Raw genomic sequence first — 14,580 nt, 5'->3', positions numbered from 1 at the left:
TAAATTTGTGGATATTAGCAGACGAAATTTACTGAAGGTAGTTTCTGCTTCTGGTTTAGGTGGAGCTGGGGTATTTGCTTTACAAGGTTTAACCAAACAGGTTTTAGCGCAAAATCAGTCTACCCCACTCCAGAGTAAAAAAGGGGAAATGCTCTACAGGCAACTAGGACGCACCAAAGAACAAATATCTGTAATTGGTCTAGGTGGTCATCATATTGGTAGACCAAAAGATGAACAAGAGGGTATTAATCTAGTCCGTACTGCTCTCGATCGCGGAATTAATTTTATGGACAATAGCTGGGACTACCATAATGGAGGTAGCGAAATTCGCATGGGTAAAGCCCTGCAAAATGGCTATCGTCAAAAAGCTTTTCTGATGACTAAAATCGACGGGCGCACAAAAGCAGCGGCGGCCAAACAAATTGATGAATCTTTAAAACGTTTGCAAACAGACCACATTGATTTGTTGCAACATCATGAAGTTATTCGTATGGAAGACCCAGACCGGATTTTTGCCCCTGGTGGTGCGATGGAAGCAGTTGTGGAAGCACAAAAAGCTGGTAAGATTCGCTACATAGGCTTTACTGGACACAAAGATCCTTTAGTACACCTGAGAATGTTGGAAGTTGCCAATCAAAACAACTTCCGTTTTGATGCAGTGCAAATGCCATTAAATGTTATGGATGCCCATTTCCGCAGTTTTGAGAGGCAAGTTTTACCCAGACTGGTTGAAGACGGAATTGCTGTACTGGGGATGAAATCAATGGGCGACCAAAATATCCTCAAAAGCAATGTGGTCAAACCGATCGAATGTCTGCATTACGCGATGAATTTACCAACTTCAACGGTGATTACAGGTATTGAAAGTATGCCCATCTTAAACCAGGCTTTCGAGGCAGTACGTACTTTTAAACCGATGAGTCAGGAGCAAGTTAGAGCATTACTGAATCGGACTCGCCAAGCTGCTCTCAAAGGTCAGTATGAATTGTTTAAAACCACTAATCAATTTGATAGTACAGCCAAAAATCCTGAGTGGTTAGGATAAGTTTTAGCTAGGGCGTGTTTAAAAACTAAAGTTCACAGCAAACAAGCGTATATCCTGCTGTGGACACAAAACTGGTAGAGCGGCTGCAAAGTCCAGAACTAAGTGCAGTTTTGCGTAAAAGCGTAGCGTTTTTAATGCAGGGGGATAAATTATAATACCCGGAAAGTGACAGAAGAAGGATATCTCAAAGAGGCGATGCTGGCGGCGGGCTGCGCTTACGCTCCTCACAGTTCACCTCGCCAACCCAATAGGCTTAAAACTACACCACTCATAACCTAACTGTATAACGACTGAACTCACCGATAATCAAGCCAACCGAATTTTTAAGTTGATAATATTGTAATATCGATTAATATTCCAAATATGGCATATTAATTCAGGGTGCGAGGAGCCTGTGGTGAGTGAAGAATGGCAGATTATTTACTACCAGGAGGTAGACGGGACTAAACCAGTTGAGGAGTTCTTCAATGATCCTTCGCTCACTCAGGGCGAATTAAAGCAGTTTAAACTGCGCCTGTACTATTTAAAGAACAAAGGATTAGCCTTACAGCGCGAACGCTCGGACATCTTAAACAAAATAAAGATAGAAGATAATCTTTATGAATTACGTTTGGATAACACTCCTAACAATATCCGTATCTTTCTCTGTGCTCTAACAGGTAAGCGTTTAATTTTGCTGCACGCTTTTAAGAAGAAAGGGCGTAAAACTCCACCAAATGAAATTAACATTGCAGCTCAAAGGCGAGATTTGGTAGTAGCGAAGGAGGATAAAACTGATGAGCAATAATCCCCATTTAGGCGGCGATGCTTTGGATTCCTTAAATGAAATTGTCCAAGACACACCAGAGAATCGTCTCGTCGAACGTCAGGAGATTTTTCGGCTTGCCTTAACTCAAGCGATGCGAAATGTGCGTAAGCGGCTTGGACTTACTCAACAAGAAATGGGTGAACGGTTTGGTGTAGGACAAAGTTGGGTATCCAAGCTGGAAGACATCAATAACGATCACACCTTTAACTCCGTACTGAAATACTTAAATGCTTTAGGGGCAGATTTTGAGGCAGCTATTATTATAGAAAAGCAGCGGGTTGAAATAATTGCAGCAAACCTGACTGTGGATAAGATAGACGTAGAGGCAGCCATCAACGCAATATTTGAAGATGCTGACGACACAGAGCCAGTGAACAAAGTACCAACTCCAGATTTTAACTTAATCTCACCCAAAGAGAGAGAGACATATTCTGAGGCACAAAATGTTAGGCATCGACAAGGAGGTTCTTGGGGGAGGGATAGTGTTGCATGAAGACAATTACTTTTTATTCGTACAAGGGTGGTGTTGGTAGAACACTTGCCGCCGCAAATTTTGCACTTTATCTAGCTAAACTGGGTCGAAAAACTGTTTTAGTAGATTTTGACCTTGAAGCACCAGGTTTAGACGCCAAGTTTGCCCAATTTTCTGGATTTGAATTACCAGTTGCTCAAAAAGGACTTCTTGACTACATCCTAAATTATCAGCAACAAAATACTGATCCAGGAAGCATTGAGCAAATAAGCCTTCAAGTACCAATTCCTTCAAAAACAACTTCACCCTTGTGGCTCATTCCAGCAGGGCAGTATCTCTCCGATAAATATTACAGAAACCTAAGTAAGCTTGACTGGAATCTTTTGTTCTCTAAAGAACGCGATGGAGTTGCGTTTTTTCAACAGTTTCTTGCCAGGATTGAAAAAGAATTACAGGCAGAATTTGTAATTATAGACTCCCGCACAGGTATAACTGAAATAGCAGGTCTTTGTACACAGCAGCTACCTGATGAAGTTGTGATGCTATCTTCTTTGAGTTCAGAGAGTATTAAAGTAAGTAAGCATATTAAGCAGCTGATTGAGCAGAGTGCAGTAGCTAAAGCATTGGGAAAGTCAATCGATGTTAAAGTTGTGGTATCACGCGTACCAACACCTGAAGATTTAGACAGTTTTAAGCAAAAATGTTGTAATATTTTTGAGATAGATGAGACTAAACTGTTCTTTTTGTTTTCCTGTTCTAATCTGGAAGAAGAAGAATTCTTAGCAATTGCTTTTACTGAGAGTAATAAAGAACTAGTAAACAATTATGTACGACTATTCAATGGATTAAATTTAGAACTTTTTAGTGAAAATCTTCGTACTGAGATTGAGCAAATAGGTAGTAGATTACTCTTTTCATCTTCAATTGAAAAGTCTGAGAAAAACCTTTTAGAATTAGTTGCACTCTATCCGCATCCAGATGTATATCGTGCTGCTATGCGGTTTTTCCGATTAAGGGAGAACACAGAAGAGTTAAGGTCTTTTGGTTGGCAACTCCTTGATTTATTACCAACTGACGAGGAAGCACAACAAATTCTTGCGGAAAGCTATTTATCTGAGCGTAAGCTTGATAAACAAGATAAGAAAAAAGCTGTGCGTGTCATAGATACTCTATGGCAAAGAGAAGAACTTAGCTTAGAACAATGTGTACGCTATGCAGATATATTGGAAGATTTAGAAGAATATTCTAAAAGTTTTGATGTTGTTTTTCCTTTGTGCAATGATGAAGAACTCGATGATATTAAAATCCAAGCAAAATTGATTGCAGCTAGAACAGCTTTGAAGCTAGGGCAACCTGAGATTGCAGCCCAATTAATTCCAGGTATTCCTGCAAAGCAGCTAGGAGGTTCGCTCATCTTTTTAGCAATAGAAACTTTGAAAGATAAGGGAGATTTTAAAGAAGCGTTTGAGTCAGCTCAACAGTTTATACGCCGAGAGTATAATCCTACTGTTATAGAGCAAGCAGCTAGTTTGGCTCACAAGTTAAATCGTGTCAAAGAGCTAGAAGATGCAATACGTTCACTTACAAAACTCCGTATATCAAAGGACGAGAGTTTTTACCAAAATTTAAAGGACTGCGGATTGTCTGAACTAGCACGTGAATTACAAAAATCGTCCTATAAGTATTCATCGGATCACAATATTAAATAGCTAATCCAAAAAATCTTGTAAAAGTGTCATCATAGTGATGGTAAAGATATTCTGGAGACAAGACAACGGTTTACGCACGCCCTTTAGCACGGTTAATTGAACAATTGCAACGCCTACCGGGAGTTGGCCCCAAAAGTGCCCAACGACTGGCTTTGCATATTTTGAAGCGACCAGAAGCAGAAGTAGAAGCTTTGGCACAAGCTTTAGTTGAGGCAAAAAAACAGATAGGCTTGTGTTCTGTTTGCTTTCACTTATCTGCTGAACCTGTTTGTGAAATTTGCCGCAATGCCAACCGTGAAAACGACACTATCTGTGTTGTTGCAGATCCTCGCGATGTGATTGCATTAGAAAAAACCCGCGAATACAAAGGCAAGTATCACGTTTTAGGCGGGGTGATTTCGCCAATTGATGGAATTGGCCCAGACCAGCTGAATATACTCGCTTTGCAGCGCCGGGTAAGTCAGCAAAAACCTCAAGAAGTAATTCTGGCAATTAGTCCGAGTGTAGAAGGGGAGACAACAACCCTGTATATCGGTCAGCTATTGAAACCATTTACTAAGGTGACGCGGATTGCTTTTGGTTTACCTGTAGGTGGCGATTTGGAGTACGCAGATGAAATTACTTTGGCGAGGGCGTTGGAAGGACGCCGGGAGTTAGACTAAATTTTGAGGCGTTGCTGAATCAAGGGATGATTCTTGTAGGGTGGGCGACACGAGAGGCCTAAAATACAAGGGACGGGCTTTTCGGCCCACCCCATAGGAGTTAATTGGATATTTTTTTATTTGTCAGTCCCTTATTTAGGTAATAATGCCATAGAAGTCTTGCCGCAACTGCTCGCCACGGTCGCCAGTGCTGTGTCATGGCTTCTAGTTGTGCTGGTGTTGGACGCGTCGCCAAGTTTTTGAGTTTTTGTAGAGCGATCGCGATCGCTAAATCGCCTTTAGGAAAGACATCAGGACGTTGCAGCGCCATGAGCAAATAAATATCAACTGTCCAGTCTCCGATACCTTTGAGGCGCTTTAACTCAGTTCTGATAGTAGTTTCGTCCATTGTTTGGAGCTTGGTTAAGTCAAGCTGACCAGTTGCAATAGCATTCGCCAACCCACGACAGTATAAAATCTTTTGCCGACTAAATCCAATCGCTTTTAATTGAGCATCATCTAAGATCAGAAAATTTTCTGGCGTTAAAGTTACAACAACCGCACAAAGTCTTGTAAATACTGCCCTTGCAGCCGCTACAGAAACTTGCTGTTCCAGAATTATACACAACAGCGTTGCAAAACCCGCTTCTCTTGACCATATAGGTGGAGGCCCCAGTGTTTCTAAAATCCCAGCCAAATCGCTATCAAGTTTGGCAAGCACCATTAAACCACGGGTTAAACTTTCTTCAGTCAGCGATTCTAGTTTAAGTGTTTGTGCAGCTGTTTCTTCCACTGTCATCTTTAAGAAATTTCAACCTAAAAAGAATAGGATACAGAGCAAGTGAATTGATTTATGGGGATTGTAATTTTGAATTCCCCTTTGGGGTTGATTCTTGTGTAAGCAGTTTTTGTTTGCGCTCAATCCCCCAGTGATAACCACCAAGACTGCCATCAGTCCGCAGCACCCGATGACATGGTACAATCAGCGCGATCGGATTAGCGCCACAAGCATTACCTACAGCGCGGACTGCCTGGGGTTTGGCAATATTACGGGCGATATCAGCGTAAGTGCGGGTTTCGCCATAAGGAATTTTTTGTAATGCTTCCCACACTTGTTTCTGAAATGCTGTCCCACGGACATCAAGTGGTAAATCGAGATTTGTTTCGCCTCCTGTTATAAAGTCAAGAATTGCTTGTATCCATTCCTTGTGTGTGTGGTCATCACGTCTGATGTGCGCTTGGTGAAATTCCTGGTTTAAGATATGTTCAAGCTTGTCTGCTTCATCACCTAGTTTAACGGCACAGATACCCTTCTCTGTTGTTGCCACCAGCAAATATCCTAGCGAACATGGAGCGATCGCATAAATAATGTTAATTGTTTTTCCAGCTTGTTGGTAAATTTTTGGTGTCATTCCTAATTGTTTAGGTGCTTTCTCATACAATTGGCTACTTGAACCATACCCCGTGTTGTAAACTGCATCAGCAATTTCTTCCCCCGACTGAAGACGCTGTTTCAATCGCTGGCTACGCAGCGCATCTGCATATTGAAAAGGCGATACACCAATTATCTGCTTGAATATTCTTTGTAGGTAACTAGGACTCATTTCTACCTGAGAGGATAATTCCGATAGGGTTGGTATGTGGTCAACTTGTGCTTCAATATATCGACATACTGCTAAGATTTTGGCTGTATTTGGAACTATTTCAGATTGTGGCTGACAGCGCTTACAAGGTCGAAAACCTGCAATTTCAGCATCTTGTACCGACTGGAAAAAACAAACTTGATTCCGATTCGGTCTGCGACTAGGGCAAATAGGTCGGCAATAAATGCCTGTAGAGCGAACACCGTAGAAAAACTTACCTTCAAAAGCAAAGTCTCGATTGAGAACTGCTTCCCATAGTGTTTCTTCTAAAATTTGTGTCTGTTGTAATTGCATTCATCCCTCCTCAAATCTATTGCAAAATACCCCACTTTGGATTGCCCATGATTAGTTTTTGCCTTTAGGTAAAACTAGATTAAATGTATCGTTCAACAACTTTCTATCTGATTGTTGCGATCGAAGTTGATGATCTCAGGGTATTCTGTCAGCACTCCTGAAGTCATTCGCTCTTTGACAAATGGTTCACCCGATTGGGTGAATGCGATCGCAGCATCCAGAACTACGCTGAAAGTAGAGCCACTTTTTTGCTCTTAGCGATCGTGCTGACAGCTAAAAAACTTTTACAATGGCTATGATTACCTTGAATATTATGCCAATTGCTTATATATCAAAGGGTCTAAGAGTGGATGAAATTGTAAAATCATCGCAGAAACCAGATTTTCTACCAGAGAAGATCCCCCTGCTGGAAACAATTGCTGCCAATTTACCGGGAATGATTTTCCAAATTCTGCAACGGCAGGATGGTTCTGTATTTATTCCTTATATTAGTTCTGGTTGTAAATATTTGTATGAATTAGAACCAGAGGCTATACAGCCAGACTTTCAGATGTTATGCAAACTGATTTATCCACAAGATATAAAAGCTTTTACAGAATCTATTGCTGTTTGTCGTACTACTCTTACACCTTGGCATTGGGAAAGTCGGATTATTACGCCTAGTGGCAAACTTAAATGGATTCAAGGTACTTTGCAGCCAGAATTACAAGCAACAGGTGATTTTCTTTGGCATGGTTTGGTTATAGATATTACAGACCGAAAACAAGCCCAAGAAAAATTGCTTGAGAGTGAGGCACGATATAAAGCAATTTTGGATGCTATCCCCGATTTGATGTTTCGCATCAGCCGCGATGGCGAGTATCTAGATTTGAAAAGTGAGGGTGCAAATATCACTCTTTCGAGAGAAGAAATAGTTGGAAAAAATTTGCAAGAGTTATTGCCGAGTGATGTTGCAGCCATTAGCCAAGTAGCGATCGCTAAAACTTTAGATTCGGGAATTTTGCAAACTTGTGAATATCAACTACCAACATCTTTGGGAATCAGAGATTATGAGGCGCGATTGGTAGTTAGTGGTACAGATGAGGTACTAGCAATTGTCCGAGACATCACAGATCGCAAACAAGGGGAAGTCGCCTTACAAAATCTTGCCCAAAAATTTGCGAAAGCTTTTAGTTGCAGCCCCGATTCAATTACCATTAGCACGCTGCAAGAAGGACGCTTTATCGAAGTTAACGACAGTTTTGTGAATCTTTCCGGTTATGGGCGAGATCAGGCAATTGGTAAAACTTCTTTTGAATTAAATCTTTGGGTAAACGATCGCGATCGGCTAAACTTAGTGCAAGAGTTGCAAAGCACCGGAGTTGCTCGTAACTTAGAAATTGATTTTCGGCAAAAATCTGGCGAGATTATTACAACGCTGCTGTCAGCCGAAGTCATTGATTTGAATGGTATTCCTGCCATTTTAGCAGTGCATCACGACATTACAGAACGCAAACAAGTAGAAGCACAATTACGCTTTTGTGCCCAACGCGATCGCTTGTTGGCAGAAACCCTAGTAAGAATTCGGTCTTCACTGAAATTAGAGGAAATTCTTCAAACCACCGTGACGGAAGTCAGGCAATTTCTGCAAGCAGATCGAGTTTTCATTGGTTTAAATAATGCTAATTTAGGAGTCAAAACTCTTGCCGAATCAGTAGATCCTAAGTATCCATCAGTTTCAGGTTGGTCTACTAAAGATGAAGCTTATCTACAAGAATTAAGAAACTTATTAAAAGATAATCTTGTGCGTGTGGTTGAAGACGTAACGCAAATATCAGCATCTCCCAAAGTAAAAGCACACTGTCAAAAATTCCAAACAAAGGCTAGCTTGGCTGTACCAATTATGCTAGGTGATGAATTATTTGGGGCGTTAATTGCCAATCAATGTTCAGGGCCGCGTCATTGGCAGCCCATAGAAATTGATTTGTTACAGCAGATGTCAGAACAGCTAGCAATCGCGATTCAACAAAGTCAAATATGCCAAAAGCTAGCAGAACTCAACACGAATTTAGAATACCAAGTCCAAGAACGGACAGCACAGTTGCAGCAGAAAATGCAAGAAGTTGAAAATTTGCATCGTGTCAAAGATGTTGTTTTGCACACAGTTGCTCACGATTTACGAACTTCCGTGATGGGTAACTTGATGGTGTTAAAGAATTTATTAAATCAGGGGCAGGGGAGCAGGGGAGCAGGGGAGCAAGGGGGCAGGGGGCAGGGAGACAAGGGGACAAAGGGACAAGGAGGACAAGGGGACAATGAAAATAACCTTGCCCCATGCCCAATGCCCAATGCCCAATCTGCAATTCCAATATCTCGCTCAATCATCGAGCGAATGATTCAGGGCAACGATCGCCAACTAACAATGATTAACTCATTGCTAGAAATTAATTCTTGTGAAAAACAGGGTATTGAAATCAAACTCGAACCTCTACAACTTAGCACCCTAGTGGGCGAATGTTCCTCTCAGTTGGAACCTATGCTGACACAAAATCAAGCGACTCTGAAGAACTTGGTTCGGGCAGACTTACCGTTAGTAATGGCAGATGAGATTCGATTGCAGAAAGTTTTGGTCAATTTGATCGCACATGGCTTGCAAAATAATCCGCCAGGATTAAATTTTACCCTGAGCGCCACCGTTGAAGGGGGAATGATTCGCACTCAGATTCAAGATGACGGTGTGGGAATGAGTAAAGTAGAATGCGATCGCCTCTTCGATCTCCATGTCCGCGATCCTCAAGATTGCTGCTCTACAAGCATTGGCTTAAAAATGTATCTTTGTCGGAAAGTTATTAAGGCGCATGGCGGCGAAATCGGGGTTATGAGTAACCGCAAACGTGGGTTAACTTTCTGGTTTACACTACCTTTGGCAACTTCATCCGCAACAAATCGCCCATAAATCACCAAAAAATGAGAGGGTGTTATTTATAGCAATATTAAACTCTTGCAAAGGTGCTTTTTGCACTCTTGTGGGAAAAGGGACTCATGTTAAAGGGGAAGGGTTAAATACAAAACCTTTACCTTTGCCCCTTTCTCTTTTCCCGACAAATGCCAAGAAGTCTATTAAGTAAGGGAAACACCCTCAAGGTATGGGCAAAGTTGCTCGGATGCTAATGGCTACTCCATTGACAACAGTGCAAAGGTGGTGGAGAAAAACCTTTTCTGCACCAACAACAGATGAAATCATTACTCTTTACAGAGTTTGGCGTAATCGTTTTTTGTGGCAAAGATTACGTTTATGGTTATGGCTGGCGCTGATCTGTCTATTGTCTTTTACTTTGCGAGACATTTACGGACTGTTTTTTCCTTTTGCAGAGTTGCAGCCGCTGCCAGAAGTACTTAGAACTCAACGCCTGGTAATTAATGTTGCAATGCTTGCAACTATAATTATTTGCCTTGCTTTACATAAAACTAAATTAGGTCGTCATCGTCCAGATTTATTATTTTTGGGGTCTTCTTGGTCACTTAGTTTAGCGTCGCAGTTGTTTGCAACCATCAGAGGTTTCGCACTACCCGATACCATCGGTTGGTCGCTGTTGTTCTTGAGCCAAGCTGTGTTGATGCCTGTTTGCTGGATTCTTCACTTGCTAACTCAAGTGAGTGTGCTGATTTACTATTTTGGTGTGAATACAGTACTTGGGCTAAAAACACCAATCCCCGACCACCCAGGAATATATAATGTAACGTTCATTTTATATATTTTCTGGTTTTGTACTATATGTGACATCGGTGTTTATCTGTATGATCGCCTGCAACGTTCTGAATTTTTCGCCCGCCAAGAACTAGAATCTGCCTACCAAAAACTCAAGGTTGCTGAAGCTAAATATCGCAGCATTTTTGAAAATGCCGTTGAAGGAATTTTTCAAAGCAGTCCCGATGGACGTTACATTACGGCAAATCCCGCTTTAGCGAAGATTTATGGCTACTCTTTAGTAGACGACGTGACAGCAAATTTTACTGATATTGAACAATTGTACGTTGACCCAAACCGTCGGGCAGAATTTGTGCGCCTGATGGAAAAGTATGGCAGCGTTTCCGATTTCGAGTCCCAAATTTATCGTCAAGACGGAAGTATTGTCTGGATTTCCGAAAAAGCCTATACAGTCCGTGACGAACAAGGAAAACTGCTTTACTACGAAGGTTTGATTGAAGACATTACCCAGCGCAAGCAAACTGAAGAAGAACTCCGAGTGTTTTTCCATGCAGTTTCCCACGACTTACGCAACCCAGTACTGGGTACTTTAATGGTACTGAAGAATTTGCTGGCCCGTTCAGAGGAAAATATTACGATTTCCCGCTCAATTTTAGAGCGGATGATTCAAAGTAGCGATCGCCAACTGAACTTAATTAATTCGTTGATGGAAACTCATATCAGTGAGGTGCGAGGTGTTGTTTTACAACTTCAAACCGTACAATTACTGACAGTCGTCGAAGCTGCGATCGCAGATTTAGAGCCATTGCTAGAGCAAAATCAAGCCAAGCTGACAAATCTGGTGTCCGCAGATTTGCCATTAGTGAATGCCGATCCTACGCAACTATGGCGAGTTTTTTCTAACTTAATTGTCAATGCTTTGAAACATAATCCCCCAGAATTGCTTTTGACAATCAATGCTACCCGTCAGGATGGCATGATTTATTGTACTGTTAGTGATAACGGCGTGGGCATTAGTCAACAACAAAGCGATCGGCTTTTTGACCTTTACTTTCGGGGTGCAAGTATCGGTAATTCTGTAAGTTTGGGATTAGGGTTGTATCTGTGTAAGCAAATTATCCATGCTCACGGCGGCGAAATTGGGGTGAACAGTGAATTGGATGCAGGGGCGACATTTTGGTTTACCTTACCAATTAGTAGCCCACAGGATGAAGTTGCTAATTAAACCTTTTTGTTACTATAAATATTTTTTTAAATTTACAATTATTCAGGAAAAAATAAACGGATAGAACAACAAAATCCGGGTAAAATTGGCGATGTGATTTCATCATCGCCTAACAAAGTAGCAACTAAAACCAACTGTGCTTTTTCTCGCCGATAAACTTTAACTTGTTTAGTAAAACGATCGACAATCCAATACTCACGCACGCCTTGAACTGAATATAGTTTCAGTTTTGCTTCTTTATCTCGAAATTCGTTTTGTTTACCAGGGGATAAAACCTCTACTACTAACTCTGGTGCGCCTGTCAAATGTCCCGCTTCATCTTCAATTTGCGCCAGTCGTTCTCGACTTACCCAAACTACATCTGGTATAACACTATCTGCTTGCGAAAAAATTACTCCCGGAGCCACAATTGTTTCCCCTAAACCACTCGAATCTGACCAAACATCGAGTTGTCGGGCAATTTTAACACAAACTTGTTGATGACGGCGGTGAGGAGTGCGAGTCACAAAAAGTTCTCCATTAATAATTTCATAGCGCGTCCACTCGTTTTCGGGTAGAACCTCTAAATCGTGAATTGTCCAGCGTACTCCCTCAATAGCTTGGTTCATGATTGTCCCCGTTTGGCTCGTTGCCTTTGTTTAATTTTATCTTTTCTTCCAGCAAGGCAGATATTGTATTTAAATTAGAACCATAATGAAAAGCAAAAGTTCAGGCTAAACTCTGTATGCTGACATTTATTCAACTTAAACCACCTAATTACGATGCTGCGGTTACTTTTACTCTGGCGCTGACAGCAGAAGAACGCACCCGCAGCCGTCATCGTTTTGAAACTGAAGATGGTAAGGTTGTGTTTTTACATTTACCCAGAGGAACTGTTTTACACAATGGCGATATTCTACAAGAAGAAACCCATAGCAGTTTAATCAGAATTACTGCTAAACCAGAACTAGTAATGACTGCTTTTGCCCAAACATCACTTTTGTTATTACGGGCGGCATATCATTTGGGAAATCGCCATGTACCAGTAGAAATTACTCCAACTTATTTACGCTTATCTTCAGATTCAGTTTTACGTACTATGTTGGAACAATTGGGGTTAGAAGTTAAAGAGGAAATTTTACCGTTTCAGCCAGAATTAGGAGCTTATGGACAACACCATCATGCTCACTGATAGTCATCTTTTGAGTATTTTACAGTTGGCTAGCCCCGCTTTGCCTGTGGGAGCATATAGTTATTCTGAAGGTTTGGAAATGCTGGTAGAAAATGGTACGATCGCTAACCACACACATCTCAAAGATTGGTTAAAAGCAGAGTTACTCTACGGGGCAATTCGGTTAGAGGCGGCGGTGATGGTACGATCGCAGCAAGCTGTAAAAATAGGTGATATTGAGTCGCTATGCCGTTGGAATCTGTGGTTATCTGCCGTTAGGGAAACAGAAGAATTACGTACCTCTAGTTGGCAGATGGGGCGATCGCTCATCCAATTACTTGGTAAACTAGAACCGCAGATTATGCCTATTGCCAATGTTGTAGGTAATCCTTGCAATTATGCGATCGCTTTTGGTATTGCCGTTGCCCATTGGCAAATCAGCATCCAAGCCGCATTACTGGGATATTTGCACAGTTGGGCAAGTAATTTGATTACTGTTGGTGTAAAACTTATCCCCCTTGGGCAAACAACAGGACAGCAGTTATTGCTAGATTTGCAACCATTACTCAGTGCTGCGGCATTAGAAATTCTCGCGTTGAAGGACGATGAACTCGCCTGTTGTAGTTGGGGTTTATCGCTGGCGAGTATGCAGCATGAAACGCAGTATACAAGGTTGTTTAGGAGTTAGTCATTGGTCATTGGTCAAAAACTAAGTCCCAATAACCATGTACCAAGCAACAGTGACGAAGAAAAAATGACAAATGACAAATGACAAAGGACAAATAAAAATGAATGCATTTCGAGTGGGGGTTGCTGGGCCCGTGGGTTCGGGGAAAACGGCTTTGGTGGATGCTTTGTGCAAGGGGTTGCGCGAGCAGTATCAGGTTGCGGTGGTGACAAATGATATTTATACTCAAGAGGATGCTCAGTTTTTAGTGCGTTCTCAGGCGTTGGCTAGCGATCGCATTTTGGGTGTAGAGACTGGTGGTTGTCCTCACACTGCTATTCGCGAAGATGCTTCGATGAATTTGGCGGCAATTGAACAATTAGAAGAACGTTTTCTCGATTTGGATTTGGTATTTTTGGAAAGTGGCGGCGATAATTTGGCTGCTACTTTTAGTCCAGAATTGGTGGATTTAACAATTTACGTCATCGATGTTGCAGCTGGTGATAAAATTCCCCGCAAGGGTGGCCCCGGTATTACCAAGTCTGATTTATTGGTGATTAACAAAACTGACTTAGCACCTTATGTTGGTGCAGATTTAAGTGTGATGGAACGAGATGCTAAAAAAATGCGCGGCGATAAACCTTTTATTTTTACTAATTTAAAAACTCACTCTGGACTTGCAGATGTAATTAACTTTGTTTGCACCAATATCTGTTGAAAATGAATTCAGAAGTCAGAAGTCAGAATTCAGGAGTCACCATAATATCATGTCCGGTTAAAGACTTATCATTAAGGCAGCAGAGGGGCAGGGGGGCAGAGGGGAAGGGTTTTTGGGTTTTTGCATAGATTCGGTAATCATAACTAATTAGCCGGACTTGATATAATTCGTAATTAGTACCCCACGGATAAATCCGAGGGCTTGAAATATTGATGCTACGCTTTTTTTTAGTTCTTCATAAATAAATTTAGGGGCTTGTACCCTCTTTAATTACGAATTACGTAGCTTGCTTCTCGCCTTTGGCGAGTATTACGAATTACGAATTAGTAATTATTTGGTCAGAATCAAGACAACTAAATCTGCATATTTAGTGGGTGTGCAAAAACGCCGTTTATTCAGATGTTTGCAGACTCGCTACCCCCCAATACGGTTCGGATAAGCATTTTTCACAATCGAGTGTGGTCTGGGGAAAGGATAAAGGATGTATTCAAAACCAATACCTTTTCCCTTTCCCCTTTCC

General features: G+C 41.5%; 14 protein-coding genes. 11 read left to right on the top strand and 3 right to left on the bottom strand.

What is annotated here, in order from left to right; translation table 11 throughout:
• Nucleotides 1-7: 7 nt before the first annotated feature.
• From RMY32_RS02275 to recR, 5 genes are all read left to right on the top strand, one after another.
• The gene (locus RMY32_RS02275; protein WP_322713830.1) at nt 8-1,045 is read left to right on the top strand and encodes an aldo/keto reductase; all 1,038 of its coding nucleotides are present in this window, start codon (nt 8-10) and stop codon (nt 1,043-1,045) included.
• A 397-nt stretch (nt 1,046-1,442) separates the two neighbouring features.
• Nucleotides 1,443-1,832, top strand: coding sequence for a type II toxin-antitoxin system RelE/ParE family toxin (locus tag RMY32_RS02270; RefSeq protein ID WP_322713829.1), 390 nt, complete (start codon nt 1,443-1,445; stop codon nt 1,830-1,832).
• Nucleotides 1,822-2,346 (top strand): helix-turn-helix domain-containing protein, encoded by a 525-nt coding sequence (locus RMY32_RS02265; RefSeq protein ID WP_322713827.1) that lies wholly within the window; start codon nt 1,822-1,824, stop codon nt 2,344-2,346. Before RMY32_RS02270 ends, RMY32_RS02265 begins: the two co-directional genes overlap by 11 nt.
• Nucleotides 2,343-4,034 carry a KGGVGR-motif variant AAA ATPase gene (locus RMY32_RS02260; protein WP_322713826.1) on the top strand — a complete coding sequence of 564 codons (1,692 nt, stop codon included), beginning with the start codon at nt 2,343-2,345 and terminating at the stop codon, nt 4,032-4,034. Before RMY32_RS02265 ends, RMY32_RS02260 begins: the two co-directional genes overlap by 4 nt.
• Before the next feature lie 104 nt (nt 4,035-4,138).
• A complete protein-coding gene (gene recR / locus RMY32_RS02255) occupies nt 4,139-4,696 on the top strand; it encodes a recombination mediator RecR (protein WP_322692659.1) in 558 nt (185 codons plus the stop codon).
• Between the two features lie 100 nt (nt 4,697-4,796).
• On the opposite strand, the gene RMY32_RS02250 is transcribed toward recR, so the two are convergent.
• Both RMY32_RS02250 and ada read right to left on the bottom strand, forming a co-directional pair.
• Nucleotides 4,797-5,474 carry a DNA-3-methyladenine glycosylase 2 family protein gene (locus RMY32_RS02250; protein ID WP_322713824.1) on the bottom strand — a complete coding sequence of 226 codons (678 nt, stop codon included), beginning with the start codon at nt 5,472-5,474 and terminating at the stop codon, nt 4,797-4,799.
• A gap of 52 nt (nt 5,475-5,526) precedes the next feature.
• Nucleotides 5,527-6,612 carry a bifunctional DNA-binding transcriptional regulator/O6-methylguanine-DNA methyltransferase Ada gene (gene ada / locus RMY32_RS02245; RefSeq protein ID WP_322713823.1) on the bottom strand — a complete coding sequence of 362 codons (1,086 nt, stop codon included), beginning with the start codon at nt 6,610-6,612 and terminating at the stop codon, nt 5,527-5,529.
• Nucleotides 6,613-6,741: 129 nt separating this feature from the next.
• On the opposite strand from ada, the gene RMY32_RS02240 reads away from it, so the two are divergent.
• The 3 genes from RMY32_RS02240 to RMY32_RS02230 all read left to right on the top strand — a co-directional run bounded on the left by RMY32_RS02240 (nt 6,742) and on the right by RMY32_RS02230 (nt 11,525).
• A complete protein-coding gene (locus tag RMY32_RS02240) occupies nt 6,742-6,870 on the top strand; it encodes a hypothetical protein (protein ID WP_322706555.1) in 129 nt (42 codons plus the stop codon).
• Between the two features lie 31 nt (nt 6,871-6,901).
• Nucleotides 6,902-9,547 (top strand): PAS domain S-box protein, encoded by a 2,646-nt coding sequence (locus RMY32_RS02235; protein WP_322713822.1) that lies wholly within the window; start codon nt 6,902-6,904, stop codon nt 9,545-9,547.
• Nucleotides 9,548-9,737: 190 nt separating this feature from the next.
• Nucleotides 9,738-11,525 (top strand): ATP-binding protein, encoded by a 1,788-nt coding sequence (locus tag RMY32_RS02230; protein ID WP_322713821.1) that lies wholly within the window; start codon nt 9,738-9,740, stop codon nt 11,523-11,525.
• A 38-nt stretch (nt 11,526-11,563) separates the two neighbouring features.
• Here the strand turns inward: RMY32_RS02230 and RMY32_RS02225 are convergent, their stop codons facing one another.
• On the bottom strand, nt 11,564-12,133 hold the full coding sequence (locus tag RMY32_RS02225) for a Uma2 family endonuclease (protein ID WP_322713820.1): 570 nt from the start codon (nt 12,131-12,133) through the stop codon (nt 11,564-11,566).
• 116 nt (nt 12,134-12,249) lie between these two features.
• On the opposite strand from RMY32_RS02225, the gene ureE reads away from it, so the two are divergent.
• The 3 genes from ureE to ureG all read left to right on the top strand — a co-directional run bounded on the left by ureE (nt 12,250) and on the right by ureG (nt 14,060).
• Nucleotides 12,250-12,696: an urease accessory protein UreE gene (ureE, locus tag RMY32_RS02220; protein ID WP_322713819.1), complete on the top strand. Its 447-nt coding sequence runs from the start codon at nt 12,250-12,252 to the stop codon at nt 12,694-12,696.
• Nucleotides 12,671-13,363 carry an urease accessory protein UreF gene (locus RMY32_RS02215; RefSeq protein WP_322713818.1) on the top strand — a complete coding sequence of 231 codons (693 nt, stop codon included), beginning with the start codon at nt 12,671-12,673 and terminating at the stop codon, nt 13,361-13,363. Before ureE ends, RMY32_RS02215 begins: the two co-directional genes overlap by 26 nt.
• Before the next feature lie 100 nt (nt 13,364-13,463).
• On the top strand, nt 13,464-14,060 hold the full coding sequence (ureG, locus tag RMY32_RS02210; RefSeq protein ID WP_322713846.1) for an urease accessory protein UreG: 597 nt from the start codon (nt 13,464-13,466) through the stop codon (nt 14,058-14,060).
• The last annotated feature ends 520 nt before the right edge of the window (nt 14,061-14,580 follow it).

The organism is Nostoc sp. ChiSLP03a (assembly GCF_034531215.2).
Lineage (GTDB): Bacteria > Cyanobacteriota > Cyanobacteriia > Cyanobacteriales > Nostocaceae > Nostoc.
The sequence above is the reverse complement of the archived record's forward strand: the minus strand, read 5'-3'. Positions and strand labels throughout refer to the sequence as shown.

Excerpts from the sequence above, each read along its gene's own strand:
- RMY32_RS02230 (WP_322713821.1), top strand. The coding sequence starts at position 9,738 with ATGGGCAAAGTTGCTCGGATGCTAATGGCTACTCCATTGACAACAGTG.
- RMY32_RS02260 (WP_322713826.1), top strand. The coding sequence starts at position 2,343 with ATGAAGACAATTACTTTTTATTCGTACAAGGGTGGTGTTGGTAGAACA.
- RMY32_RS02240 (WP_322706555.1), top strand. The coding sequence starts at position 6,742 with ATGATCTCAGGGTATTCTGTCAGCACTCCTGAAGTCATTCGCTCTTTG.
- RMY32_RS02250 (WP_322713824.1), bottom strand. The coding sequence starts at position 5,474 with ATGACAGTGGAAGAAACAGCTGCACAAACACTTAAACTAGAATCGCTG.
- ureE (WP_322713819.1), top strand. The coding sequence starts at position 12,250 with ATGCTGACATTTATTCAACTTAAACCACCTAATTACGATGCTGCGGTT.
- RMY32_RS02225 (WP_322713820.1), bottom strand. The coding sequence starts at position 12,133 with ATGAACCAAGCTATTGAGGGAGTACGCTGGACAATTCACGATTTAGAG.
- RMY32_RS02265 (WP_322713827.1), top strand. The coding sequence starts at position 1,822 with ATGAGCAATAATCCCCATTTAGGCGGCGATGCTTTGGATTCCTTAAAT.
- RMY32_RS02215 (WP_322713818.1), top strand. The coding sequence starts at position 12,671 with ATGGACAACACCATCATGCTCACTGATAGTCATCTTTTGAGTATTTTA.
- ureG (WP_322713846.1), top strand. The coding sequence starts at position 13,464 with ATGAATGCATTTCGAGTGGGGGTTGCTGGGCCCGTGGGTTCGGGGAAA.
- ada (WP_322713823.1), bottom strand. The coding sequence starts at position 6,612 with ATGCAATTACAACAGACACAAATTTTAGAAGAAACACTATGGGAAGCA.
- RMY32_RS02235 (WP_322713822.1), top strand. The coding sequence starts at position 6,902 with ATGGCTATGATTACCTTGAATATTATGCCAATTGCTTATATATCAAAG.